This is a genomic window from Pseudarthrobacter sp. MOO13, assembly GCF_058267655.1.
On sequence record NZ_CM177848.1, the window covers coordinates 3,101,536 to 3,128,028 of the forward strand.

Below are 26,493 nucleotides of genomic sequence, written 5' to 3' on the forward strand. Positions count from 1 at the left end.
TTGCTAATGCTTGAGATTCATCCGCTGCAGGATGGTGGCCGCCATCTCCTCCACGGACACGGTGGCGGAGTTCAGGTACGGGATCCGGTGGGATACGTACAGCTGCTCGGCGCTGCGCAACTCAAAGCCGCACTGACGCAAGGATGCGTAGGGCGAGCTGGGCCGCCGTTCGGTGCGGATCTGGCTCAGGCGCAGCGGGTTGGACGACAGGCCGAAACACTTGGACACGAAGGGCTGCAGCGGCTTCGGCAGGCCGTCCCGCTGGAAGTCCTCGTCGACGAGCGGAAAGTTGGCGGCGAAGATCCCGTGCTGGAGTGCCAAATACATGGTGGTGGGCGTCTTGCCGCACCGGGACGGGGCCACCAGGATCACCTGCGCCTTCTCCAGGGCACGCAGGCTCTGGCCGTCGTCGTGCTCCATCGCGTACTCCACAGCCGCCATCCGGGACTGGTAGCGCGCGGCGTTGCCCAGGCCGTGCGCCCTGCCGGGTTCGCCACTGGCAGGCGCGCCGAGCGCCTGTTCCAGCACGCCCACGTGCGTGCCGATCAGGTCCACGATCACGCCTTTGCAGCCGGCCAGGATCTGCCGGATTTCGCTGCTGACGGCGGTGGAGAAGACCAGCGGCCGGGGCCCGGTGGCGGCAAGGCCGTCGATGGTGCGCACCACCGCCCGTGCCTGCTCGGCCGTGGTGATGAAGGGGATGGTGACACGGTCAAAGTCGGCCACCGGGAACTGGGTCAGCAGCGTATTGCCCAACGTTTCCGCGGTGATGCCCGTACTGTCCGAGAGGAAGTAGACAGGGCGTAGAGCAGCAGTGGTCATGGCACGACTTTAGCGGCCGCTGTGGTGCGGACCCGAAGTCTGGACCGGCGCGGGCCCGGCCGACGCGTTGGTTGTACGCGGGCCGGTTCGCCGGTCAGGCCGCTTTCACAGGGGACGGCCCGGCGGCGGACGCTGCCTGGTTCTCGCGGGCCAGGAAGGCGGAGAGTTCACCGATGGTGCTCATCAGCGGGGCGGGGAACACCACCGTGGAGTTCTTGTCGACGGCGATTTCCACCAGGGACTGCAGGTTGCGGAGCTGCAACGCGAGTGGGTGCGCCATCATGGTGTCGGACGCATCGCCGAGCGCTGAAGCGGCGATGGCCTCGCCTTCGGCGGCAATGATCTTCGCTCGCTTCTCGCGTTCGGCTTCTGCCTGGCGGGCCATGGCACGCTTCATGCTTTCGGGCAGCTGGATGTCCTTGAGCTCCACCAGGGTGACTTCCACGCCCCATTCGACGGTGAGCACGTCGAGGATTTCGCGGATGTCGCCGTTGATCCGTTCGGTCTCGGACAAGGTCTGGTCCAAGGTATGGCGGCCAACCACCTTCCGCAACGTGGTCTGGGCGATCTGGTCGATGGCCGCGGCCACGTTCTCGATGGCGATGACGGATTTCACGACGTCCACCACCCGGTAGTAGGCCACCGCTGACACGTCCACGCTGACGTTGTCCTGGGTAATGATGCCCTGTGACTGGATGGGCATGGTCACGATCCTGAGGCTTACCAGCGGCAGCCGGTCGATAACAGGAATGATCAACCGCAGGCCGGGGTCTCTTACGCCGACCACCCTGCCAAGCCGGAACAGTACGCCCTTCTCGTATTGGCGGACGATCCGGATGGACATCCGCGCAGCAACGAGAAGCAGGATAACGAGGACGATGATAGTCACGGTGGTGGGGTCCATCGGGATCCCCTCCTGGTCTTTGCGCGGGCCGTGCCGGCACCTGGCTGGCGCCGTGACAGGGGCCCTGCACTTATTGTCCCACCAAAGGCGTCAGGGAGCTTGGAACCGGAGCATACTGGACGTGTGAATGCGACAGGCGCCGCCTTGTGGTTGCCTTGGGGCGTGGTGGGCGGAGTTGTGTGGCTCGTGGCCGGTCGTCCGCGGCCGCCCGGGCTTCGGCGTCGAACCTAAACCGCAGAAACGATGCTTCCGTACCCCTGCAAGAACATCCTGCGGCCCTGGCCTTCATCGGTCCACACCCAGATGATCGAATAATCGGAGGTCACAGCGTCCACGACCCCGGTGCCGGCCAAGGTTCCTTCGGCAAAACTGACCCGGTCCCCCACCGCAAGCCGGGGGTGCCTGGTCCGCTTCCGCCGGGGCTTGAGGGTGGCGGTGTCCCCTGCCACGGCAGGGTCTGGCAGGCATGTACTGACGTGCTGGCGCATCGGTTTCCTCCGGGCTCATGGGCGGACAGTCAGCTCATTACAACCCTGCCCGCTGCTCCCAGGTCACGCACGCCGGCGTGGTGCAGCAAGACTAACGCGCCATGGCACAGCATGCAGGGTCCGGAGGCTTTGGACGGAGTGTGACTGCGGGAGTTTCGTCAACCGTATTGTTCGAAAACCGAATCTCCATCGAGTTGATGTTTTCCGCGATTTTTCGCCATAAACTGGGCAGGCTGTGCTGAACAGCTTTGGGGGCGCGGCTGAGGCCGCCTGATTGAAAGGCGGCAGCGTGCTTCGCACTGCTTCGCTACGTGTGGTGGCTGGGATTACTTTTGCACTTGTATCGCTCCTGGCCAGTGGGAGCGTGAAGGCCACGGCCGATGACTGGAACCCGGTGAAATACGTCGAGGGCATCATTACGGGGCCGCCGGGTACGCGGTTTGATGAATTAAGGGTGCAACTTACCGATGCCCAGAGCGACATGCTCAGGCCCGCCGAACCAGTCTCGCCAGACGGCCGCTACCGCGTGCCCTACAGCGGGATGGACTACGCCAATCTTCGGGTCTCGGGAGGCGACAGCGGACTGGCGACGACATGGTACGGCGATGTGGCCCGGCAAGAAGAAGCAACCACACTCCCCCTAAGCAACCGCGGCGCGCAAGGCATCGACGTGACAATGGCTCCGGGTTCCACCATTTCCGGCACTGTTTCCGCGCCACCCGGGACTGATTACAGCCAGTTGGCGGTGGTTGCAAGCAGCACTTTCGTCTCCCGGTACGGGGGCGTCCCCCGCACCGCCGTTGAGCGGACAGCCCACGTGGCGCCCGACGGAAGCTACACCGTCACAGGGCTCGGGGCGGACAGCTTTACCCTCCGAGTGACCCCAGGCTCGAGCGGCCTTTTGGAAACGTGGTACGGCGGTGGAGCAGACAAGAAGGCGGCAAAATCGCTGGGTCTACAGGCAGGGAGCCACACAACGGACGTGAACATCAGCCTGCTCACACCCTCAAGCGTTAGTGGCAGGGCTGTCTTTCCCCCGGGATCTACTCCGGAAGCAGGCTTCGTGCGCATCTATTCCGACGCCGGCAACGTTGTCAGCTCTACGACCTTTGGCGAGGACGGCGCATACAGCCTGCCACAGGTTCCTGCGGGACCTGCCAGGATTTCCTTCGGGGGTACCACCAAGAACGGCGCTTTCGCGACCATGTGGTATCCGAATGCAGGACAATTCGCGGCAGCTGGGGCACTAAACTTCGGACAGGGGGAAAAGCGCTCCGGCCTGGATCTGCTCATGGCACCCGCGGGGGCACTATCAGGAACTGTCACCGGTTCAACCTCGCCTGTGTCCGTTAATTTGTACGATTCCCTGGGTCGCTTTGTCAGGGGCACCACCACGGACGCTTCCGGCAACTACCTCATTGGCAACACAGGCCCGGGCGCCTATAAGGTCCGTTTCAATGAACCGTGGCAGTACGGCCCCTCGTTGCTGACACAGTACTATCCCGGAGTTCCAGAAAATGAAGGATATGCAAAGGGTGCCGATGTCACCGTCGCGCTGGGAAAGACGACTTCCGGCATCAATGCCGCGATGACCGGTGGCGGTTCCATTACCGGCCTCATCCAGAGCCGAGCCGGGAGCCCGCTCGGGTATCACAGTGTCAAAGCCATGGCCACAAACGGTTCCGCTGATGAACGAATAGCCACCACGGACCCATCGGGAAGGTTTGTTGTCGGCGGGCTTGCTGACGGCGACTACATTCTGGAGACCAACGTGGACGTCTACACGAGTTACCTTATTCCCCTCGGGAAGGTCTACTCCGGCAATGTGCGCGACCGCCAGCAGGCACAGGTCATGTCAATCCGCAACGGACAGACCATTGATGCGGGGACATTGTCGTACGACACGGCAGGGCTCAAAGCCTCTCCGGCGGCCGGAAAGTTTGTTCCCGTTCAGCCGGCAAGGCTGCTGGATACCCGGGAGTTGTCCACGCCCCTGCCGATCCAAACAAGTCGGGTGGTCCAAGTCAGCGGACGGGCCGGGGTACCGGCCGATGCAAGCGCCGTGGCGCTGAACGTGACCGTCACGGACCCGACCTCGTATGGATTCGTGGCTGCCTTCCCGTTCGGCCAGCAAAGTACCAACACGTCCACAGTCAACTTCCGGGAGCGCCAAACGGTCGCCAATTCCATAGTGGTGCCTGTCCATGACGGCCGGATTAATCTGGAGAACGCCGGCTACGACGGAAATCTTCATCTGATCGTCGATATAGCCGGGTACTTCACAGGCGGAATTCCCACGGACAGCGGGGCATACCAGGCAGTAACGCCTTTCCGCGCCGCAGACAGCCGTGGAACGCTTGGGACCCGCAGCGGCGAGGTGTTTGACATTCAAATGATTGGCCTGGCGCCTCTACCCGCAGAGGTCGGCGCCGTTGTTGTGAACATTACGGCGGCCAACATCTACCGCGACAACATCCACACCAGCCACGGACATTTGACCGCTTACGCGAGCGGCACCAGCCGCCCGGCAACGTCCACCGTCAACTATGACTGGACCACCGGCGACACCCCGAATCTTGCAATCGTTCCGGTGGGCGCTGACGGCAAGATCAGTATCGCGAATACATCGCCAGGGCCGGTGGGCATCGTTGTCGACGTGGTGGGATATTTCCTGAAGGGCGCGGGTTCAACTCCGGGCGCTTTCGAGTCCTTGGCGCCCAAGCGGCTCCTGGACACCCGGACGACTGCTTCCCCCTTGGACGCCAACGCAGACGCCGCTGTGACCATAAGCGGCGCTAACGGCATTCCGGCTGGAGCCAAGGCGGCGCTGATCAACCTGACTGTTACGGACCCAACATCCGTTGGGCACTTGAGGGCTTATCCAAGCGGAGGCCCCCTCCCGGGAACATCGAACGTCAACTTCGAGGCGACTCAGACCCGGGCCAGCTTCTCCGTGGTTCCCATCGGGCCGGACGGCAAGATCGCCATCAGGAATACCTCCGCCGGTCGATCGCACGTCATTGTCGACATTGTTGGCTACATTCGCGGCTAGGCCGCTCTGGGACCCGGCCAGTGGAGCCGGGCAGCAGGCCAGTGGAGCCGGGCAGCAGGCCAGTGGAGCCGGGCAGCTGTCCGGCCCCGGCCAGCGAAGAATCAGTCCAGCGCCGCCACGGATCCCAGCGCGTCCCAGGCGAAGCTCGCCAGCCAGTGCGTGGACATGAAGTCGCCGCTCTCCAGCCCGGCGAGCCCGGCCTTCAACAGCGGATCGAGTGCCTCGCTGAGGACGGCCGCCGCGGCGGATGCCTCGGGCTTGGAGGATTCGCGCAGGGCGGCGATGATGCGCGCCACCTGGCCGGCCCGGGTCAGGTTCAGTCCGTGCAGGTGCACCAGGTAGCCGTCGGTCTCATCCGTCACGCTCACCGGCTGCAAGATCCGCGACGCCGTGGAGAGCTCCGGCAGGAACCCCGCGAACCAGCCTGCGAACTCGTCCGCGGAAAGCACGCGGCGCATCAGGTCCGCCTCGCTGAGGCCGGCGGAGAGGAAGTCCTGGCCGCTGAGCTCCCAGTCCCCCGGCCAGCCGCGGTCATCCGCGAACCAGCCGCGCGCCGCTTCCTCGCACGCCGTCGCGGCGTGCTCGCGGCCCAAGGATCGGAAAGCGTCGAGCATGTAGCCCACACCGAACGCGGCGTTGGTGTGCAGCCCGTGCCGGACGGGGTATTGCGCCTTGGCCATCCACGCCACGCTGAGTTCCGCCACTGCATCCACCAGCGGCTCCAGGGCGGAGCCCCATTCGCGGATCTGCGCATCGGAGGACGCGGAACAGGTGGCCGCAAGCCGCATGAGCCACGCCCAGCCATACGGACGTTCCCAGGACGGGTTGGCCAGCAGGTAGTCCCGTTCCACCGCCAGCTTGGCCGGGGTCAGGTTGGCGCCCAGGGCTTCCCGCAGCGACGCGGCAGTCGGGCCGTCCACCCAAGCCGCCGTCCCGCCGTCGGACGCCCCCTGCGGAGCAGCCCCGGACGAAGGCGATCCTGAGGCGGCCCCCAGCAGGCTGGCCCCCAGCCAATGCATGTGGACGCAGGAGTGCCAGTCGAAGGAGGTGTAGAACGCGGGGTGGATCTGCTCCGGCGTGGGACGGTCGTCGGCGGACATCTGGGTGTGGTGTGCCGAGTGCGGGTAGGGCTCCGAAAGGTTGCCCAGCACCACGGCGGCGTAGTCCGGGGCCGCCTGTACGCGAAGATCGTTGTCCATCATGCTCCTTTGAAAGCCGGGATGAGCGGAAGGTTTAGTGGAAGGCCAGGAAGTACATCAGCACGATGTTGACTGCCAGCAGCGGGATGGCCGTGCCCACCTGGGCCGTGATGACGCCGTACTTGTTCTTCATCTCCAGCAGCGCGGACGGCACCAGGTTGAAGTTGGCTGCCATGGGCGTGCAGAGGGTGCCGCAGAAGCCGGCGAGCATGCCGATCGCGAAGATGATGGCGGGGTCACCGTGGAAGGTCTGCACCAGTACGGGCCAGCCGATGGCGGCGGTCATGATCGGGAAGGCCGCGAAGCCGTTGCCCATCAGCACGGTGAAGAGGAACATGCCGATGCAGTACACCAGCACGCCCGCGATCAGCGAGCCCTTGGGCAGCAGCCCTGACGCCAGGGTGCCCACCGCGGTACCGACGCCGGCCTTGGTGAAGAGGATGCCCAGCGTGGTGAGCATCTGCGGCAGCAATGCGGCCCAGCCGATGGATTCGAGGATCCGGCGGCTTTCGAAGAGGGGCGTGGCCGGGTTCTTGGGCTTGAGGATGACAAGGGCGACGACGACGGCGGCTACGGCGCCGATGGCCAGCGCCACGAGCGTGGTGTTCTTGGGATCCAGCAGCGGAGTGCCGCCGATCACCAGCACAGGAGCAGCGAGCACCAGGATCACAGTGACCAGGGGCAGGGTCAGGGCGGGGATAAAGAGCTTGTTGCCGAAGCGTTTGGCGTAGGCCTCGCGCTCGGGCCCGGTGGAGGTGCGGTGCTTGCCGTGGCCCAGCAGGCCGGTGGATGCCAGTACCACCAGGACCAGGACGGCGACGCCCAGGATCCAGGCGGGTGCGGTTCCTGCCTGGACCCAGGTGCTGTAGAAGAAGCACAGGCCCAGCAGGCCCCAGAAGGCCGAGCTGCCCCAGCGGCGGGGGTGGTTGGTGTCGGCGGCGATCAGCGACGCCCATGCGACGAACAGAATGCCGACCAGCCAGTAAACGGCTTCAACGTTGATCATTTGGCTTCTCCTGCAGTTTCCTTCTGGGCGGTGAGCTCAAACTCGCGGTATTCCTTGTCCAGTTGCTTGTCCAGGCGCAGCAGCCTGAAGCCGTGGATGAGGAAAGCGGCGATGGCGGTGGGGATGGCCCAGAGCGCCAGCTGGAGCGGTTCCAGGTGCAGGTGGTAGGTGGTGTCCACGAACGTGGTGATCAGCAGGATGGAGCCGACCGCCACGAACACGTCCTCGCCGAAGAACACACCAACGTTGTCGGCGCCGGCGGCGTGGCCCTTGATCTTCTCGCTGATCTTTTCCGGCACGTGGCCGTAGCGGCGCAGCGCTGCGCCCTCCGCCATGGGGAACACCAGCGGGCGGACGGTCTGTGCGTGGCCGCCGATGCTGGTCAGGCCCACGGCGGCGGTGATCTGGCGGACGGCCAGGTAGCCGATCAGGACGCGTCCGGCGGTCAGTTTGGCGAGCCGGCCGATGAGGGTTTTGGCCTGCTCCTGCAGCCCGAAGAACTCGATAATGCCCACCACGGGCAGCACCGCCACAAAGATGGTGACGGAGCGGCTGCTGGCGAAGCCGGTGCCGAACGACTCGAGGATCTGCGCGGGGTTCATGCCGCCCAGGAGCGCGGTGACGATGCCCGCGACGGTGACGACAATCAGGGGGTTCAGGCGGATGGCGAAGCCAACGATCACCAGCAGCACCCCGATGAGTACAAGCATGATTATCCCTTCCCAGGGGACCCGTGACGGGTCTGCGAAAGTGGGGGCCGGCGCGTCCGTGCCCAGGTTTAGTCGGTGGGGCGGCGCCGAGGGGCGGGCGCCCCGGTCACGTTAGGGCTGCAGGATTGTGTGGGCTGCAGGACAACGGTGTGATCCACAGCATAGCGTTTTGTTCAACAATCCCGCAACCCCTCCTGCGGAAGGGATCGGGTCAACGGCCGACGGCGGCGAGCAGTTGCGCTTCGGCGCGCTCCAGGTAGTCGGCCAGGAAGTCCGCTGCCGCGGCCAGTTCCCCGGCCTCCAGGAGCTCCACGATCTTCGCGTTGTCCTCCACATAGGGTTCGTGGAAGGCGGGATTGGCGGCCATGGAGTGGAATACCAGCCGCATCTCGGCCAGCACCTGGTCCATGAGGCTGTTCAGGCGTTCGCTGCCGGCGCGGTCCACGATGGCACGGTGGAAGTCCTGGTTGGCGCCGGCCATGCCCGGGATGTCGCCGTCAACGGCGGCGGCCCTGGCAGCCTTGACGATCGCCGCCAGGGGCTCCGTGGAGACTGTGCCGGACCACAGCACCGCCGAAGGCTCCAGGAAGCGCCGGACACGGTAGATCTCGCGGATGTCCTCCGCCGTGGGGTGCGCGACGAACACGCCGCGGTTGGGAATGCGGGTGACGATGTGTTCCGAGTGCAGGGCTGCGAATGCTTCCCGGAGGGTGTTCCTGGACACGCCGAGGGCCTCGCGGAGGGCTTCCTCTGCGAGCTTGGATCCGGGCTTGAGCTGGCCGGCCTCAATGCGGCTGCGGAGCTGCGCGGCCACCCACAGCCCGGTTTCGGCGTGCTTGGTGGTCCTGGCCTGGGCTTGGAGATCGGCCAGCACCTCGTCAAACGTCATGGCACCACGATATCGGCAGGGCGCGGATACCCTGTCCGCGCCTGACGTATTCCGCCATCATGGTTACCATGACGTGGCTTGATGGCCTGCGCTTCGACCCGATCAGTCCGCTGCTTTCGAGCGGGCACCCGGCCGTACGCTTCTGGGCGGTCAAGGAACTGCCCCCGCCGGCAGGCCTTGCCGGCGGCCCTGCGGGAACGCCTGAAGTGGCACTCTGGGACCTTCCGATCCCGCGCCGGATCCTGCGGCGCCAGGCGGCCGACGGGTCGTGGACCTACCCGGGAAGGAGGCCCCGGGCGCGGACGGATTACGACCTGCTGGAAACTTATCGGCAACTGGGGTTCCTGGTGGAGATGTTCGGGCTCACGCACCGGCACCCCGCCCTCGCGGCAGCGGCCGACTATGTGCTCTCACGCCAGTCCGCCGAAGGTGATCTTCGGGGGATTTACGGGAACCAGGTGTCTCCCAACTACACGGCGGCCCTCATCGGGCTCCTCAGCAAGGCGGGCTATAGCGGTGACTCCCGGGTGGAACGTGCCTTCAGTTGACTTGAGGCTTCGCGGCAGGACGACGGCGGCTGGGCTCTTCCGTTCCGCACCCGGGGAAGAAACCTCGACGCGCTTGACGACCAGCAGACCATCACCGGCGACCCGGCCCAGCCTTTCTCGCATCTGATCACCGGGATTGTCCTCAGGGCGTACGCGGCCCATCCTGGGCACCGCGCCAGTGCCTCCGCGCAACACGCTGCGGAACTGCTTGCGGGCCGCTTCTTCAAGCCGGATGCCTACCCGGACAAGGGCCGCGTCTCCGACTGGACCGAGTTCAGCTTTCCCTTTTGGATGACGGACCTCGAGTCCGCCCTCGACGCGATCAGCATCATCCGCCCCGACGTCGAGTCGGAAAGGACCGGCCGGGCGCGCGACTGGCTGTCCGCTCACCAGGAACCCTCGGGGCTCTTCACCGGCCATCTGCTCCGGGACAGGTTCCACGACCTCCAGCTCTGGTTCAGCCTCGCGGTGTGCCGGGTGTTCGCGCGCATGCCGTCGCCAGGTGCCCCGCCGGCCTCCTAACCGATGGTGGTGAGCGCCTGTCCGGGCCCGACGGCGTCTCCGGGCGCCGCGTACAGCTCCCCGACCGTACCGGCACGGTGGGCGGCCACGGCCGTTTCCATCTTCATGGCTTCGAGCACCAGCACCGCCTCGCCTTCCTCGACGAGCGTTCCGGGCTCAGCCAGCCACTTGACCACGGTGCCGGCCATGGTGGCTAGCAGGTCGCCGTCGTTCTTCTCGGCCGGAGCAGGCGCGCTCCCCTCCGCCGCGTCGGGACGGCCGCGGCCACCGCCGTTGAGCAGCGAATCCAGGAGCACGGCAGGTAGTCCGAGCTCCATCCGCTTGCCGTCCACTTCGATGCCGATGGTCCGGCGCGGTTCCTCGGGTGCGGCGGGGCTGAACGCGGGGTCCGCTTCCAGCTCAGCGGCGAATTCACTCTCGATCCAGGTGGTGTAAACGCCCAGGGAATCGGTGCCGGTGAAGTCTGGAGCCTCCACCACAGCGCGGTGGAACGGCAGGACAGTGGCCAGCCCGCCGATGCGGAATTCGCGCAGCGCGCGGCGGGCGCGGCGGAGGGCCTGCTGCCGGTCCGCGCCGGTGACCACCAGCTTGGCGAGCAGCGAATCGAACTGTCCCGGCACTGTTGACCCGGCCCGCACACCCGTATCCAACCGGATACCCGGCCCGGTGGGCACCTCGAACGAATCCACGGTACCCGGGGACGGCAGGAATCCACGGCCCGGGTCCTCGGCGTTGATCCGGAACTCGAAGGCGTGGCCTCGCGGCTCGGGGTCCGCCAGTACGGGAAGCGCCTCCCCCGCCGCGATGGACAGCTGAGCAGCCACCAGGTCCACGCCGGAAGTTTCCTCCGTGATGGGATGCTCCACCTGGAGCCGGGTGTTGACCTCCAGGAAGCTCAGGAAGCCGGAGCCGTCCAGCAGGTACTCCACGGTGCCGGCGCCCACATATCCGGCCTCCCGGCAAATGGCCTTGGCCGAGGCATGGATGGCGGCCCGCTGGTCCGGCGTAAGGAACGGCGCCGGCGCCTCCTCCACGAGCTTCTGGTGCCGGCGCTGCAGCGAGCAATCGCGGGTGCCGACCACCACAACGTTGCCGTGCGTGTCCGCGATGACCTGGGCCTCCACGTGCCGGGGGCGGTCCAGGAACTTCTCCACGTAGCACTCGCTGCGGCCGAAGGCTGCGAGGGATTCGCGTACCGCGGAGTCGAAGCTTTCCTCGATGTCGGCAAGGTTCCGGACCACTTTCAGGCCGCGTCCGCCGCCGCCGAAAGCCGCCTTGATGGCCACCGGAAGGCCCACCTGTTCTGCGAACGCACGGACTTCGGCGGCGCTGGCCACCGGGCCGTCGCTCCCGGGTGCCAGCGGGGCGCCGGCACGGACCGCAACCTCGCGGGCGCTGACCTTGTCGCCGAGCAGCCGGATGGTGTCCGGCGAGGGCCCGATCCAGGTCAGGCCGGCGTCGATCACGGCCTGGGCGAACCCGGCGTTTTCGGACAGGAAGCCGTATCCGGGGTGGACGGCGTCGGCACCGCTTTTGGCGGCGACCGCCAGGATCTTTTCAATGTCCAGGTAGGTTTCCTGTGGCCGGGAACCGGCCAGCGAGTATGCCTCGGTAGCGGCGGAAACGTGCAGCGCGTCGGCATCCGGATCGGCGTAGACGGCAACGCTTTCCAGGCCCGCATCGTCGCAGGCCCGGGCGATCCGGACGGCAATTTCGCCGCGGTTGGCAATGAGGACTTTACGCATGGAAGCTTTCCTTCGGTGTTTCGGGCTGTTCTGCCGGGGATGCTGCGGTGAACCGCACGGTGGCACCCGGCGGAAGTTGGGCGGCTTTGTCCAGGTCAGCGTGGACGACGACGGCGATCACCGGGTACCCGCCGGTCACCGGATGATCGGAGAGGAAGAGGACCGGCTGGCCTTCCGGGGGCACCTGCACGGCGCCGCGGACAGTGCCTTCACTTGCCAGTTCACCCTCCTTGCTCCGTGTCAGTGCTTGTCCGTCCAGGCGCAGGCCGATCCGGTTGGACCTGGGTGTCACGGTCCACTCCTGGGACAGGAAGCTTTGCAGGGTTTCGTCGTTGAACCAGTCCTGCCGCGGTCCGGGAACCACGCGGAGCACTGTGGCGTGGCCATGGTCAGGGAGGGGTGAGATTTCGGGGTTGCCCACAACGCTGCCCGGTTTGGCGGCATGCACGGGAAGGATGGTTCCTGCTGTGAGCGGTTCGGGGCCGATCCCGGACATGGTGTCGGTGGATCGGCTGCCCAGTGCGGTCGGGCCGGCGACCCCGCCACGGACGGCCAGGTAGGAGCGGAGACCTGCCGTGGGCGCGCCCACGGTGAGCCGCTCCCCTGCCAGCAGCGCGAACGGGGCGTCGCACGCCGGGTGCCGCACCGCCGTCGTCGTTTGTGCATCGTCCGGCGACGTCACCGCCAATGGCGCGCTGGCGCCGGTGACGGCGATGACCTGGTCGGTCAGGGCTTCGAGTTCCAGGCCGCCAAAGAGGGTTTCGATGCCCGCTGCGTCCTCCGGGTTGCCCACCAAGCGGTTGGCGCGGCGCAGGGCACCCCGGTCCATGGCACCGGAGCTGCTGACACCCAGGGCTGCGTAGCCCGGCCGGCCGAGGTCCTGGATGGTGGCTTGGAGGCCCGGCTTGCGCACGGCCAGGCCCGCGGTGGCATGTTCCCCATGGGGCGCCTGGCTGGCAGCAGTTTCGGTGGCTTCCTGCCGCCGGGTCGTGGCTTGCGCCCGGACGGCGGCGAAACGGACGGTATCGCCCGGGCGGATGAGCGCCGGGTTCTCCCGCTCGAGGTCCCAGAGTGCGGCGTCGGTCCGTCCGATCAGCTGCCAGCCGCCCGGTGACTGCCGGGGATAGATTGCCGAGTATTGTCCACCCAGGGCCACCGCCCCGGCGGGTACCGCGGTTCGCGGGGAGCGCCGGCGCGGCACGTCAAGGGTGGAATTCTCGCCGGTGAGGTAGGCGAAGCCCGGGGCGAATCCGGCGAAGGCAGCCGTCCACAGCTGGCCTGTGTGGGCTGCTACGACGCCTTCGCGGCCGAGACCGGTGAGCGCCGCTGCTTCGTCCAGGTCGTCGCCGTCGTACACCACCTCAATGGTGACCAGCGTGCTGTCAGCCTCCGCGGGCGCTTCAAGGTCCAGGCCGCGAACGTGCGCGGCCAGTTCCTGCAGGGCATGCGGCGAATCGGCGGTGATCAGCACGGTCCCGGCGGCGGCAATGACATCGATCTGGCCCGGCCGGGGGTGCGCCATAAGTTGTGCCTGGAGGCTGAGCACCGCGTCCAGGGAGGAGAGCTCGACCAGGATTGCCTGGTCTCCGGCGGGCTTGATCGCGGTGAGGACCGGCGCCGTGGCCGGGCGCTGTTGTGTGGCAGCCATGGCTAGGCGAAGCTTTGGATGGTGATGCCGGCGTCCCCCAGGGCGGTACGGACGGCGGCGGCCATTGCCACGGCGCCGGCCGTGTCGCCGTGCAGGCAGATGCTTTCCGCTTTGACCGGGACCAGTGATCCGTCCACGGCGCGGACCACGCCATCGGTGGCCAGGCGCAGGACGTGCTCGACGACGTCCTTCACCTCGTGCAGCACGGCTCCGGGTTCGCGCCGGGAGACCAGGGTGCCGTCAGGGTTGTAGGCACGGTCGGCGAAGGCTTCCGTGACCGTGCGCAGCCCGGCGGCGTCGGCCTGGCGCTGGATCTCGGAGTTCGGCAGGACCATGAGGGGAAGGGTGGGGTCCACGGCAAGGATGGCGGCCACCACGGCGCCGGCCTGCCGGGGGTGGTTGACGATGGTGTTGTACAGTGCACCATGCGGTTTGACGTAGCGGACTGCGGTTCCGGCGGCGAGGGCTACGGCCTGGACGGCGCCGATCTGGTAGACCACGTCAGCGGTCAATTCCGCCGGGGTCATGTCCACGAACCGGCGGCCGAAGCCGGCCAGGTCCCGGTAGCCGGGGTGAGCGCCCACCGTGACGCCGGCCTTGGCGGCGGCCAGGCAGGTGGCCATGATGCCCACGGGATCTCCTGCGTGGAAGCCGCAGGCCACGTTGGCGCTGGAAACACTTTCGAAAATGGCGGCGTCATCGCCGAAGGACCAGTTTCCAAACGATTCGCCGACGTCGCTGTTCAAGTCGATGCTGGGCATGTGATCTCCGTCTCGGATTGGTGGTACTCCAAGAATGCCCTAAAAATCCGGATTGTTCAACAATCCGGTCGACCTTTACTAACGCCCGCTCAGATCCTGCAGCTCCAACTCAGACGCCCGCTCAAATCCTGCAGCCTCAACCAAAACGCCAGCTCAGTTGTTGCGGGCTACCCGTCACGGGTGAGCGGGCGTTACCGGAGGACCCGACGCCCGCTCACTTCCTGCAGCTTCTCCCCCAACGCCCGCTCAGATGTGGGCGGGGGTTGCGGGGTTAAGTGTCGGGGGTGAGCGGGCGTGGGCGTGTGGTGGGTGGTGGTGTTTTTAAATGTGGGAGGCCCCAACCGTGTGGTTGGGGCCTCGACCAATGTGTGTGTCCGGCGGTGTCCTACTCTCCCACACCCTCCCGGGTGCAGTACCATCGGCGCTGTGGGTCTTAGCTTCCGGGTTCGGAATGGGACCGGGCGTTTCCCCCACGCTATGACCGCCGTAACCTTGTTACCCGTCCCAACCCTGGGGTTGGTGGGAAGACTGTGTGGTTACAACATGTGTGGTGTTGTTATTCAGTTGTTGGTTCCGTGCCGTATCAAACCCCGGGTGTTGTCGGGGTTGTTGGTTGGGAACCACATAGTGGACGCAAGCAGATTTTTGTATGTATCTGTGTGGTGTAAGTTGTTGGCCTATTAGTACCGGTCAGCTTCACGAGTCGTTAGTCCTCGCTTCCACATCCGGCCTATCAACCCAGTGGTCTGGCTGGGGGCCTCTCACACATAAAGTGTATGGAAATCTCATCTTGAAGCGAGCTTCCCGCTTAGATGCTTTCAGCGGTTATCCCATCCGAACGTAGCTAATCAGCGGTGCACTTGGCAGTACAACTGACACACCAGAGGTTCGTCCGTCCCGGTCCTCTCGTACTAAGGACAGCCCTTCTCAAATTTCCTGCGCGCGCAGCGGATAGGGACCGAACTGTCTCACGACGTTCTAAACCCAGCTCGCGTACCGCTTTAATGGGCGAACAGCCCAACCCTTGGGACCTACTCCAGCCCCAGGATGCGACGAGCCGACATCGAGGTGCCAAACCATGCCGTCGATATGGACTCTTGGGCAAGATCAGCCTGTTATCCCCGAGGTACCTTTTATCCGTTGAGCGACGGCCATTCCACAATGTACCGCCGGATCACTAGTCCCGACTTTCGTCCCTGCTCGAGATGTCTCTCTCACAGTCAAGCTCCCTTGTGCACTTACACTCGACACCTGATTGCCAACCAGGCTGAGGGAACCTTTGGGCGCCTCCGTTACTTTTTAGGAGGCAACCGCCCCAGTTAAACTACCCATCAGGCACTGTCCCTGACCCGGATTACGGGCCGAAGTTAGATGTCCAAAGTGACCAGAGTGGTATTTCAACGATGACTCCACCCGAACTGGCGTCCGGGCTTCAACGTCTCCCACCTATCCTACACAAGCCACTCCGAACACCAATACCAAACTATAGTAAAGGTCTCGGGGTCTTTCCGTCCTGCTGCGCGTAACGAGCATCTTTACTCGTACTGCAATTTCGCCGAGTTTATGGTTGAGACAGCGGGGAAGTCGTTACTCCATTCGTGCAGGTCGGAACTTACCCGACAAGGAATTTCGCTACCTTAGGATGGTTATAGTTACCACCGCCGTTTACTGGGGCTTAAATTCTCAGCTTCGCCGTGAGGCTAACCGGTCCTCTTAACCTTCCAGCACCGGGCAGGAGTCAGTCCGTATACATCGTCTTGCGACTTCGCACGGACCTGTGTTTTTAGTAAACAGTCGCTTCCCCCTGGTCTCTGCGGCCCCGATCCCCTCCACACCGCGAAGGTGTATCAAGGTTGGGGCCCCCCTTCTCCCGAAGTTACGGGGGCATTTTGCCGAGTTCCTTAACCATAATTCTCTCGATCGCCTTAGTATTCTCTACCTGATCACCTGTGTCGGTTTGGGGTACGGGCGGCTAAAACCTCGCGTCGATGCTTTTCTCGGCAGCATAGGATCACCAAATCCCCCCAAACGGGGGTCCCATCAGATCTCAGGCACCATGAGTGGCGGATTTGCCTACCACTCGCCCTACATCCTTAGACCGGGACAACCATCGCCCGGCTCGGCTACCTTCCTGCGTCACACCTGTTAATACGCTTGCCTCCCAGGATCAGGTCCCGCGCTCCACCAAAACCCACAACACCACAAGGGTGAGCGGGCAGGTCTCGGGCGGTTAGTATCCCCTGTTCAACATGGACGGTTTTTCGCCGGTACGGGAATATCAACCCGTTGTCCATCGACTACGCCTGTCGGCCTCGCCTTAGGTCCCGACTTACCCAGGGCAGATTAGCTTGACCCTGGAACCCTTGATCATTCGGCGGACGGGTTTCTCACCCGTCTTTCGCTACTCATGCCTGCATTCTCACTCGTGTAGGCTCCACCGCTGGTTTACACCGCGACTTCACCGCCCACACGACGCTCCCCTACCCATCCAAACACCTGAACCACGAAGGCTTAGTAAATGTTTGAATGCCACAACTTCGGCGGTGTACTTGAGCCCCGCTACATTGTCGGCGCGGAATCACTTGACCAGTGAGCTATTACGCACTCTTTTAAGGGTGGCTGCTTCTAAGCCAACCTCCTGGTTGTCTGGGCAACTCCACATCCTTTCCCACTTAGCACACGCTTAGGGGCCTTAGTTGGTGGTCTGGGCTGTTTCCCTCTCGACTATGAAGCTTATCCCCCACAGTCTCACTGCTGCGCTCTCACTTACCGGCATTCGGAGTTTGGCTGACGTCAGTAACCTTGTAGGGCCCATTAGCCATCCAGTAGCTCTACCTCCAGCAAGAAACACGCAACGCTGCACCTAAATGCATTTCGGGGAGAACCAGCTATCACGAAGTTTGATTGGCCTTTCACCCCTACCCACAGCTCATCCCCTCCATTTTCAACTGAAGTGGGTTCGGTCCTCCACGACGTCTTACCGTCGCTTCAACCTGGCCATGGGTAGATCACTTCGCTTCGGGTCTAGATCACGCCACTGCAACGCCCTATTCAGACTCGCTTTCGCTACGGCTGCCCCACACGGGTTAACCTCGCGACGTAACACTAACTCGCAGGCTCATTCTTCAAAAGGCACGCCGTCACCAGAATCAGACTGGCTCCGACGGATTGTAAGCACACGGTTTCAGGTACTGTTTCACTCCCCTCCCGGGGTACTTTTCACCTTTCCCTCACGGTACTGGTCCGCTATCGGTCATTAGGGAGTATTTAGGCTTATCAGGTGGTCCTGACAGATTCGCACGGGATTTCTCGGGCCCCGTACTACTTGGGATACTCTCACAGGCGGCACAAACACATTACGGTTACGGGACTAACACCCTCTCTGGCCGGCCTTTCAAAACCGTTCACCTATGCGCGCACATCACACCCCACCAGCCCGGCAGAACTGGTATGGAAAGTCCCACAACCCCGACCATGCAACGCCCGCCGGCTATCACACATGGAACGGTTTAGCCTGATCCGCGTTCGCTCGCCACTACTAACGGAATCACTATTGTTTTCTCTTCCTGCGGGTACTGAGATGTTTCACTTCCCCGCGTTCCCCCCACGCACCCTATGTGTTCAGGTACGGGTCACCAAGTCACTCGCGCGCTCAGCGGGGTTTCCCCATTCGGACACCCTGGGATCACAGTCCGGTTATCGACTCCCCCAGGCTTATCGCAGATTCCTACGTCCTTCTTCGGCTCCTAATGCCAAGGCATCCACCGTGTGCTCTTAAAAACTTGACCACAAAGATCAAAAAAATTTCTCGAGAGAACCACAAAAACCAACCACACCCCAACACCCACAAAGGGCATCAACAGCGCAGCCAGATCCAGGTTCATATTCTTGGAAATTGCTTCTTATACAAGATGCTCGCGTCCACTATGTAGTTCTCAAACAACAACCCCAAACCACACACCCCACACACCACGCCCGCAACAGCAGACGCACCCATGCATGATCGATGCAGCCAGGAAACCAGAAACAAACAAACCCACCAACAACCCCCACCCAAACAGGCAGGAGCCGTCCGTGGCCCTGTTGCCTCAGGACCCAACAGTGTGCCAAACACTAAACCGCGCCATCACCCACCCACCGTTCCAGAACCATCACTGGCTCGTACTAAGACAAGCAGAAAACACCACGACCGCTATTTGTTGATATTCCACCCTTGAGCACCCGCCACGAAACACTCGTCCGCGAAACGGGCCTTTACTCCTGACAACACCACCACCCCGCATACACGGGACAGCAACCGTTGTAGGTGCTCCTTAGAAAGGAGGTGATCCAGCCGCACCTTCCGGTACGGCTACCTTGTTACGACTTAGTCCCAATCGCCAGTCCCACCTTCGACAGCTCCCTCCCACAAGGGGTTAGGCCACCGGCTTCGGGTGTTACCAACTTTCGTGACTTGACGGGCGGTGTGTACAAGGCCCGGGAACGTATTCACCGCAGCGTTGCTGATCTGCGATTACTAGCGACTCCGACTTCATGGGGTCGAGTTGCAGACCCCAATCCGAACTGAGACCGGCTTTTTGGGATTAGCTCCACCTCACAGTATCGCAACCCTTTGTACCGGCCATTGTAGCATGCGTGAAGCCCAAGACATAAGGGGCATGATGATTTGACGTCGTCCCCACCTTCCTCCGAGTTGACCCCGGCAGTCTCCTATGAGTCCCCACCATCACGTGCTGGCAACATAGAACGAGGGTTGCGCTCGTTGCGGGACTTAACCCAACATCTCACGACACGAGCTGACGACAACCATGCACCACCTGTAAACCGACCGCAAGCGGGGCACCTGTTTCCAGGTATTACCGGTTCATGTCAAGCCTTGGTAAGGTTCTTCGCGTTGCATCGAATTAATCCGCATGCTCCGCCGCTTGTGCGGGCCCCCGTCAATTCCTTTGAGTTTTAGCCTTGCGGCCGTACTCCCCAGGCGGGGCACTTAATGCGTTAGCTACGGCGCGGAAAACGTGGAATGTCCCCCACACCTAGTGCCCAACGTTTACGGCATGGACTACCAGGGTATCTAATCCTGTTCGCTCCCCATGCTTTCGCTCCTCAGCGTCAGTTAATGCCCAGAGACCTGCCTTCGCCATCGGTGTTCCTCCTGATATCTGCGCATTTCACCGCTACACCAGGAATTCCAGTCTCCCCTACATCACTCTAGTCTGCCCGTACCCACCGCAGATCCGGAGTTGAGCCCCGGACTTTCACGGCAGACGCGACAAACCGCCTACGAGCTCTTTACGCCCAATAATTCCGGATAACGCTTGCGCCCTACGTATTACCGCGGCTGCTGGCACGTAGTTAGCCGGCGCTTCTTCTGCAGGTACCGTCACTTTCGCTTCTTCCCTACTGAAAGAGGTTTACAACCCGAAGGCCGTCATCCCTCACGCGGCGTCGCTGCATCAGGCTTCCGCCCATTGTGCAATATTCCCCACTGCTGCCTCCCGTAGGAGTCTGGGCCGTGTCTCAGTCCCAGTGTGGCCGGTCACCCTCTCAGGCCGGCTACCCGTCGTCGCCTTGGTAGGCCATTACCCCACCAACAAGCTGATAGGCCGCGAGTCCATCCAAAACCACAAAAGCTTTCCACCAACCACCATGCGATGGAAGGTCATATCCGGTATTAGACCCAGTTTCCCAGGCTTATCCCAGAGTCAAGGGCAGGTTACTCACGTGTTACTCACCCGTTCGCCACTAATCCCCAGTGCAAGCACCAGTTCATCGTTCGACTTGCATGTGTTAAGCACGCCGCCAGCGTTCATCCTGAGCCAGGATCAAACTCTCCGTTGAAGAAAAACAGACACAACCAAGCAGGTGGAAATAACACCACACCCGGCTGCACAAAATTTGAAACCAGCTGTAAAAACCAGACCACACCACGGGGTGGCGGATCCAGTCAATTCAACCAATCCATAAAACAATTGGTATCAACAAACTTGGCACACTATTGAGTTCTCAAACAACAGACACACCCGGCACCACCACAACCAAAAACCAGTCGCAGATCGCTCCGGAGCAACTTTCCAAACTTACCCGATCCCCCACCCCAACGCAAATCCATCACTCAGGACCCACACCAGGAAGAAGACCACCCCAACCCACCAGGCTCGCCACAAAGCGAACCATTTTCCAGGCCGTTCAGAAGGGGGTTTTCGCCGCTATCTTTCCGCATCAGCGGCGGCGACTCAGAAAACAATACACGCCCACCAACCCCACCGCAAATCCAGGAACAGGGGGCTCCGTACACTGCCGGAAACCGCGGATTTCCGCGGTTTCCGGCAGTTGAGGGCCGTCTTAGCGGCCGGATCTCCGTCTTATGCGTTGAGTCACAGTGATGACTTGGGTGCGCCAGCCGTGTGGCGTGGGTCTTCGTCGGGCTGCCCATCCGCCTCCCGGTCATCCGCGGATGCCGCAGCCGGTCCGCCGTCCACAGAATGGCGGCCGCTCCCGCCGTTGTCGCCACGGGTCTTCAGGAGGCTGGCAACCGTGGCAACGGCGATGGTGGCAGCGATGAACAGCAGCGAGAACCAGATGGGGATCTCGGGGACCCACAGGAGCGGCTGGCCGCCGTTGATGAAGGCCAGTTCGTTCACGTGCAGTGCGTGGAAGACAAGCTTCACGCCGATGAAGGCGAGAATGACGGCGAGGCCCTGGGCCAGGTAGACGAGGCGTTCCAGCAGTCCCCCGATCAGGAAGAACAGCTGGCGCAGGCCCATGAGGGCGAAGGCGTTGGCGGTGAAAACGATGTACGCCTCGTTGGTAAGCCCATAGATGGCCGGAATGGAGTCAACGGCAAAGATCAGGTCCACAAAGCCAATCGCAATGATGGTCAGCATCATGGGGGTATAGAAGCGTTTGCCGCCTTGCTTCACTGTGAGCTTGTCGCCGTGGTATTCGTCGGCAACCGGCAGGACGCGGCGCACCAGTTGCATGAACTTGCCGTCAGCAGGGTTGGAATCGTGGCTGCCGAAAGCCTGCTTGTAGGCGAGGAAGAGCAGCAGCGCACCGAAGATGTAGAAAATCCAGGAGAAGTTCTCGATCAGGCCGGCGCCGATGGCGATGAAACCGCCGCGAAGAATCAGCGCGATGACGATGCCGATCATCAGCACTTTCTGCTGGTACTTCTTCGGGACAGCGAACCCGCTCATCACGATCAGGAAGACGAACAAGTTGTCGATCGAGAGTGCCTTCTCGGTGAGGTACCCGGCGAAATACTCGCCGCCGTAGGACCAGCCGGACACCAGGCCGATGCCAACTCCGAACAGGAGGGCCAGCCCAATGTAGAAGGCCGACCAACGCGCTGATTCACCGATGGAAGGCTCATGGGGTTTGCGCACGTGCGCGAAAAACTCGTAAACGAAGAAGAGGACTGTCACAGCAAGGGTGATGATCCAGATCAGTGGTGTTACCTGCATTTGGGTACTCCAAGGGTTCGGCGTTGACTATTACGCCAAGGTCTCCTCCGCCCGGACTGATCCGGAGCTGACGGCCCGGGATGCTTCGCTGCATCCGTATTGACGGGCCAACCACAGACGGGAGTACTCCCCTTGATTCGTCAATTCTAACGTACGCCGGCGGTACGCATCAAAAGCTTTTCCCCGCACTTCGCCGCCGGCAGTTGGGGGTCGGGTGCAGGGCTGTCAGCGCAAACAATGCTGTCCGTCGAGGGACATTGGCCCCTGGCCCGCCACAGGCTCGGCAATAGAAAATAGACCCGGGCATTCCACGACGCCGTGGTTGCCGGGACCGAGGATGGGGCATTGTGGAATCCAAAACCATTGTCGTGGGCTATGACGGTTCGGAGCCGGCTGCACTGGCTGTCCGGTGGGCTGCGAGGGAGGCGTCCCGGCGCAAGGTTCCCCTCCATCTGGTGCATTGCACCTTGTGGCCACTGCTGACGAAGAACCTGGGGCCAGTCCCCGGCATCAAGGACAGCGGGCTCCAGCACGCGGCGGAAAAAACACTGCAGGAGGGCGCCGCCCACGCGCGCCAGTCCGCCCCGGATGTGGAAGTCCGGACCAGTCTGTTGTCCGGGAGCCCCAACGTCAATCTGCCCAGGCTCTCCGCTGGCCAGGACATGCTGGTCCTCGGGAGTCGCGGACTCGGCGGATTCATGGGCCTGCTCATCGGCTCCGTCAGCCTTGAGATGGCAGCCACCGCATCGTGTCCCGTGGCTGTGATCAAGCCCGGCGAAGACCCTTACGGCCCCGTGGTGGTCGCCGTTGAGGACCCGGAGTCCTCCGCGGCACTTGAGGATGCTTGCACCGCGGCCCCCTCGTCGGGAGCCCGGCTGGTCATCATCCACGTCCGGACGGTTCCGGCCGGCTACCGGCTTGTCCGGGACCCTGTTGACCCCGGTGCCGCGGCCGAGGCTCTGCTGGACTCGGCTGTTGCCAAGGCGCAGGAGTTGGCGCCCGGGCTTATGGTTGAACAGCAGCTCCTGACCGACACCTCTGTACCCCGCGCCATCCTGCACGCAGCCCAAGGCGCACGCCTCACCGTCGTCGGGACGAAAGGCCACGGACTGATCAAGGGAAGCATCGGTTCGACGGCCCATGCCGTCCTCCACCATGCCAAGGGTCCAGTGCTCGTTTCCCGGCGCCCGCCCGCCGCCAAGGCAGCGCACGGGTCCTAATCCGGATGGACGTGGGTGCCCGGTCGCGCAACCTAAACGCAGGGACTCAAAGGCATCCGAGGCTTGGGGTATCCGGCGTGGCCGGTGATCCGACTCTGACCGAATACAGGAATGCCGTGGAAACCTTCGCGAGAAGGAAGGCTTCCACGGCTCGCGGTTCTAACGCTCGCAGGCAACTCCGTCACCGTCGCGGTCCAGAGCCGACCGGTAACCTGGCTGCCCCCTGTACAGCGGGGCCGCCCCGGCCGCTTTAGCGGCTGTGCAGTTTGCGAAGTATGCCGCCGGCGCCGGCGCAGCAGGAACGGCCGCGGGAGCAGGCGCCTGCGCCGCCTGCTGAGCCGCGGCGGCGGCAGCTTGGTCTGCTGCCGCTTTGGCAGCAGCAGCTTGATCAGCCGCAGCCTTGTCCGATGCCGCTTTGTCCGCCGCGACTTTGTCGGCAGCGGCCTTCGCGGCGGCGGCCTTCGCGGCCGCGTCTGCAGCTGCCTTGTCAGCTGCAGCCTTCTCGGCCGCAGCCTTTTCAGCGGCGATCTTTTCCAGGGACTTAACGCCAAGGTGCACCGTGGAGCCCTTTGCTGCCTGGGCTCCGTTGGAAGGGTCCTGGGTCAGCACCTGCCAGTTCTTCTTCACGATGATCGATTTGCCGTCAACAGAGTCAACCGCGTCAACCTTGAAGCCAAGCTTCTCCAGTTGGTCCGTCGCCGTGTCCAGGGTCAGCCCTACAACTCCCGGGACGGTGACGGAGGCTTCCACCGTGGCAGTCGCCGATGCCGCGGAGGCCGGCTCCACCGCAGCCTGCTTGCCGCCGCCGCAGCCGGTCAACATAAGTCCGGTCAACACAGCCAAGGCCAGCGTCTTCTTCAACCTGCCGGCGGCAGGCCCGATGTTTTCTTTCATGATTCCCCCTAGGAATGCGTGATGGTGATGGTGGAAAGAGAGCCCGGCGAATCCCGGGCAAGAGCCCTACTCGCAGGCGACGCCGTCGGAGTCGCGGTCCAGCGCCGGCCGGTATCCGGCCTGGCCCGCGTAGATCGGCGCCGCTCCTGCGGCCCTCGCCGCAGTGCAGTTGGCGTAGTACACAGCCGCCGCGGGGGCGGGCGCAGCAGGAGCAGGAGCAGGGGCAACCGGAGCAGGAGCGGGGGCAACCGGAGCCGGCGCCGGCGCAACCGGAGCCGGCACGGGAGCTGCAGGAGCAGGCGCAACGGCGGAAGGTGCCGGCTCGGCAGCGACGGGCGGCGGCGCCTGCTGGTTGGTCGGTGCCAGCTGCCCGGTGCAGTCGCCCAGGATCCGTGCCATCGCGTCGTGCTCCGCCTGGGTCACCCACAACCCGTACGTGGCCTTCACGGAAATTTGCCGGGCGACGTACTCGCACCGGTACCCCTTGTTGGGCGGCAGCCAGGTGGCGGCGTCACCGTCGCCCTTTTGCTGGTTGGCAGGCCCGTCAGTCGCCTGCAGGTTCAGCGGGTCATTCGCGAATGCCGTCCGCTGCCCGGCGGTCAACTGCTGGGCCCCCTTCTGCCAGGCGTCGCTCAACGCCACCACGTGGTCGATCTGCACGGCGGTGCTCGTCGCGGATCCGCGTACGAAACCGATGGTGGTGCCGGTATACGGATCGGCGAGGGTGCCGGACTGCACCTTGCAGGGCACATTGTTCGTGAACGTGATGCCGGTGAGGTCCCGCTGGAGGATGTCATTGCGCGTATCGCAACCGTTCCGGTCCACGTCCGCCCATGCCTGCCCGAATTGCGCCCGGTCATAGCCCGTCTTCGGCGCGCGGCCCTTGATGGCAAGCGTTGCAAGCAGGTCGATCGCCTTGGTGGCGTAGGCGGGCTGCGGGTTGGGCGCTGCCGCGGAGACGCCCGCCGCTACGGCGTTGGGGGTGTCCGGGTCCAGCGGCTCGCCGGTGTCCCCAGTCGTGGGCGTAGGAGTGGGCATGGACGACGGCGCCGCCACGGCCGGCGCAGTGACGCTCGCTGTCGCTGCCCTCGCCGTAGCCCTGCTTTCCGCGGAGGCGGCCTCAAGGTCCGCGCCTGCGACACGGGGCAGCGCCCCGGCACCACCGATGAGAAGGGCGAAGGACGCGGCTATGGCGACGGCGCCGGCCTTGCGTTTCGCCGGCAGCCAGGCCCAGGACCGCCTTCCAGTGAGCACGACGTAAAGACCAGTCAGCGCACCGGAGATGCCGAGGAAAATCAGGGCGCCTCCAACACCGCCGCTGAGTGCGCCCAACAGCATGAAGATGGCGGTAATTGCTCCGATGGCAAACGTCGAAGCGCGTGGATTCCGCGGCGGCTTCGGCGTCGGCGCGGATTGAGCAGCCCCCAAGAGGGTCTGGTAGTCGGACATTCTTCCCCAATGATGAGGACGCCGAGCAAGTCGGCACCCCTTTTCTGCCGGGCCTTCTGCTAAGCCCTGCAAAGCTCGATGCCGCTGAGCCTACGGCCCCATGACGCGCGGATTTGCCGCCGCCGTGAATACTCGGCCAACATTCAGCCAGTCTTGAGGGAACCTTGAGGAAGCGGGCTTCCCGCGCGTCACAATACGGCCGGAGGGCGAATGGACCTGCGCCGGACGACCGTTCCCCCGCTGGCATGGGCAAAGGTAGAGTTGCCCGCATGCAGATGCGCCTCGAAGTGGTCCAGGTCCCGGTTTCCGATGTCGAGAAATCAAAAGCTTTTTACACCGAACAGCTGGGCTTTGTGCTGGACCATGACGTGGAGCACATCCCCGGCATGCGCGTTGTCCAGCTGACGCCGCCAGGTTCTGCCGCCTCGGTAGTGATCGGAACCGGCATGACCGCCATGGCTCCGGGCAGCCTGGAAGGTCTTCAACTGGTGGTTCCGGACCTCCCGGCCGTCCGCGATGAACTAGTGCAGCGCGGGGCCGAGATCAGCGAAATCCAGGACCTGGGCGGCGTCCTGTTCGCCTACTTCAGCGACCCAGACGGCAACCGCTGGGTCATGCAGGGACAAACCCCGCCCGCCGTCCGCGACGCCCACAAAGCCGGCTAGCCCGCGGGCCGGTCCCGGACCATCCGCAGTTCCGGCACGCTTTCCCACTCCGGCGGCAGGTTGCCGCGACCGCCGTCGAACCTAAAGCCTTGGCGGCGGTAGAAGGACTGCGCCTTGACGTTCTCCTCAAGAACCCACAAGTAGGCGGGCGAACCGCCCAGGGCGGCCTCCAGCAGGGCCTTCCCCAGCCCGCTCCCCTGTGCGCGCTTCAGTACGAAAATCGAGTACAGCTCCAGCGCGAACGGGCTGTCTTCCTGGCGCGGCGGGCCGGCGTCGGCAAGGCCTACAATCTCGCCGTTGGCGTCCTCGGCGACGATCCGCGGGTGGGGAGCCTCAAGATACGGCCGACGCCGGGCCACGCGTTCCGGGATTGAGCGCCGCCGCTCAGCAAAGAATCCGGGCGAAAGCAGGTGTCCGTAGCTTTCTTCGTGCGCGGCCGTATGCATCAACACGATGGCCTCGGCATCCTCCGGAGTGGCCCGTCGAAGTACATAATCCATCGCTC

General features: G+C 63.8%; 19 protein-coding genes and 3 rRNA genes. 5 read left to right on the top strand and 17 right to left on the bottom strand.

Annotated elements, in window-relative coordinates; genetic code table 11:
- Nucleotides 1–3: 3 nt before the first annotated feature.
- The 3 genes from AC4EEO_RS14155 to AC4EEO_RS14165 all read right to left on the bottom strand — a co-directional run bounded on the left by AC4EEO_RS14155 (nt 4) and on the right by AC4EEO_RS14165 (nt 2,214).
- Nucleotides 4–822, bottom strand: coding sequence for a pyruvate, water dikinase regulatory protein (locus tag AC4EEO_RS14155; protein ID WP_026264675.1), 819 nt, complete (start codon nt 820–822; stop codon nt 4–6).
- Between the two features lie 94 nt (nt 823–916).
- Nucleotides 917–1,726, bottom strand: coding sequence for an SPFH domain-containing protein (locus AC4EEO_RS14160; protein WP_491339118.1), 810 nt, complete (start codon nt 1,724–1,726; stop codon nt 917–919).
- Between the two features lie 227 nt (nt 1,727–1,953).
- Nucleotides 1,954–2,214: a hypothetical protein gene (locus AC4EEO_RS14165; RefSeq protein WP_018762089.1), complete on the bottom strand. Its 261-nt coding sequence runs from the start codon at nt 2,212–2,214 to the stop codon at nt 1,954–1,956.
- A gap of 274 nt (nt 2,215–2,488) precedes the next feature.
- Between AC4EEO_RS14165 and AC4EEO_RS14170 the strand changes: the two genes are divergently transcribed.
- Entirely contained in the window at nt 2,489–5,266 is a 2,778-nt protein-coding gene (locus AC4EEO_RS14170; protein ID WP_491339119.1) for a hypothetical protein, read from the top strand.
- A 101-nt stretch (nt 5,267–5,367) separates the two neighbouring features.
- On the opposite strand, the gene AC4EEO_RS14175 is transcribed toward AC4EEO_RS14170, so the two are convergent.
- The 4 genes from AC4EEO_RS14175 to AC4EEO_RS14190 form a co-directional block, all read right to left on the bottom strand.
- Nucleotides 5,368–6,468, bottom strand: a complete 1,101-nt coding sequence (locus tag AC4EEO_RS14175; protein ID WP_491339120.1) for a DUF2891 family protein — start codon at nt 6,466–6,468, stop codon at nt 5,368–5,370.
- A 31-nt stretch (nt 6,469–6,499) separates the two neighbouring features.
- A complete protein-coding gene (locus AC4EEO_RS14180; protein WP_018762091.1) occupies nt 6,500–7,471 on the bottom strand; it encodes a DUF979 domain-containing protein in 972 nt (323 codons plus the stop codon).
- Complete coding sequence (locus AC4EEO_RS14185) at nt 7,468–8,181, bottom strand: DUF969 domain-containing protein (protein ID WP_018762092.1); 714 nt, start codon at nt 8,179–8,181, stop codon at nt 7,468–7,470. Before AC4EEO_RS14185 ends, AC4EEO_RS14180 begins: the two co-directional genes overlap by 4 nt.
- Before the next feature lie 211 nt (nt 8,182–8,392).
- Nucleotides 8,393–9,070, bottom strand: a complete 678-nt coding sequence (locus tag AC4EEO_RS14190) for a GntR family transcriptional regulator (protein WP_461841629.1) — start codon at nt 9,068–9,070, stop codon at nt 8,393–8,395.
- A gap of 68 nt (nt 9,071–9,138) precedes the next feature.
- Here AC4EEO_RS14190 and AC4EEO_RS14195 point away from each other — a divergent pair, with 68 nt between their 5' ends.
- Both AC4EEO_RS14195 and AC4EEO_RS14200 read left to right on the top strand, forming a co-directional pair.
- Nucleotides 9,139–9,618 (top strand): hypothetical protein, encoded by a 480-nt coding sequence (locus AC4EEO_RS14195; protein WP_491339121.1) that lies wholly within the window; start codon nt 9,139–9,141, stop codon nt 9,616–9,618.
- A gap of 291 nt (nt 9,619–9,909) precedes the next feature.
- Entirely contained in the window at nt 9,910–10,140 is a 231-nt protein-coding gene (locus tag AC4EEO_RS14200; RefSeq protein ID WP_491339122.1) for a hypothetical protein, read from the top strand.
- Here AC4EEO_RS14200 and AC4EEO_RS14205 read toward each other — a convergent pair.
- The 7 genes from AC4EEO_RS14205 to AC4EEO_RS14235 form a co-directional block, all read right to left on the bottom strand.
- Nucleotides 10,137–11,885: an acetyl/propionyl/methylcrotonyl-CoA carboxylase subunit alpha gene (locus AC4EEO_RS14205; protein ID WP_491339123.1), complete on the bottom strand. Its 1,749-nt coding sequence runs from the start codon at nt 11,883–11,885 to the stop codon at nt 10,137–10,139. The two genes, AC4EEO_RS14200 and AC4EEO_RS14205, sit on opposite strands and share 4 nt — an antisense overlap.
- Nucleotides 11,878–13,533, bottom strand: a complete 1,656-nt coding sequence (locus tag AC4EEO_RS14210) for a 5-oxoprolinase subunit B/C family protein (protein ID WP_491339124.1) — start codon at nt 13,531–13,533, stop codon at nt 11,878–11,880. The genes AC4EEO_RS14205 and AC4EEO_RS14210 overlap by 8 nt, the downstream gene beginning before the upstream one ends.
- Nucleotides 13,534–13,535: 2 nt before the next feature.
- On the bottom strand, nt 13,536–14,294 hold the full coding sequence (locus AC4EEO_RS14215; RefSeq protein ID WP_491339125.1) for a LamB/YcsF family protein: 759 nt from the start codon (nt 14,292–14,294) through the stop codon (nt 13,536–13,538).
- 372 nt (nt 14,295–14,666) lie between these two features.
- A 5S ribosomal RNA gene (gene rrf / locus AC4EEO_RS14220) occupies nt 14,667–14,783 on the bottom strand.
- A 170-nt stretch (nt 14,784–14,953) separates the two neighbouring features.
- Nucleotides 14,954–18,082, bottom strand: a 23S ribosomal RNA gene (locus tag AC4EEO_RS14225).
- Between the two features lie 529 nt (nt 18,083–18,611).
- Nucleotides 18,612–20,135: ribosomal RNA gene (locus AC4EEO_RS14230) — 16S ribosomal RNA — on the bottom strand.
- Together the 16S, 23S and 5S rRNA genes form the textbook arrangement of a ribosomal RNA operon.
- A gap of 536 nt (nt 20,136–20,671) precedes the next feature.
- A complete protein-coding gene (locus AC4EEO_RS14235; RefSeq protein ID WP_491339126.1) occupies nt 20,672–21,760 on the bottom strand; it encodes a TerC family protein in 1,089 nt (362 codons plus the stop codon).
- A 347-nt stretch (nt 21,761–22,107) separates the two neighbouring features.
- Between AC4EEO_RS14235 and AC4EEO_RS14240 the strand changes: the two genes are divergently transcribed.
- Entirely contained in the window at nt 22,108–22,980 is an 873-nt protein-coding gene (locus AC4EEO_RS14240) for a universal stress protein (RefSeq protein ID WP_491339127.1), read from the top strand.
- Between the two features lie 159 nt (nt 22,981–23,139).
- On the opposite strand, the gene AC4EEO_RS14245 is transcribed toward AC4EEO_RS14240, so the two are convergent.
- On the bottom strand, nt 23,140–23,874 hold the full coding sequence (locus tag AC4EEO_RS14245) for an excalibur calcium-binding domain-containing protein (protein ID WP_491339128.1): 735 nt from the start codon (nt 23,872–23,874) through the stop codon (nt 23,140–23,142).
- A gap of 66 nt (nt 23,875–23,940) precedes the next feature.
- Complete coding sequence (locus tag AC4EEO_RS14250; RefSeq protein ID WP_491339129.1) at nt 23,941–25,323, bottom strand: GmrSD restriction endonuclease domain-containing protein; 1,383 nt, start codon at nt 25,321–25,323, stop codon at nt 23,941–23,943.
- Between the two features lie 269 nt (nt 25,324–25,592).
- Between AC4EEO_RS14250 and AC4EEO_RS14255 the strand changes: the two genes are divergently transcribed.
- Complete coding sequence (locus AC4EEO_RS14255) at nt 25,593–25,988, top strand: VOC family protein (protein ID WP_109863989.1); 396 nt, start codon at nt 25,593–25,595, stop codon at nt 25,986–25,988.
- On the opposite strand, the gene AC4EEO_RS14260 is transcribed toward AC4EEO_RS14255, so the two are convergent.
- Entirely contained in the window at nt 25,985–26,488 is a 504-nt protein-coding gene (locus AC4EEO_RS14260; protein ID WP_018762294.1) for a GNAT family N-acetyltransferase, read from the bottom strand. The two genes, AC4EEO_RS14255 and AC4EEO_RS14260, sit on opposite strands and share 4 nt — an antisense overlap.
- Nucleotides 26,489–26,493: the final 5 nt, after the last annotated feature.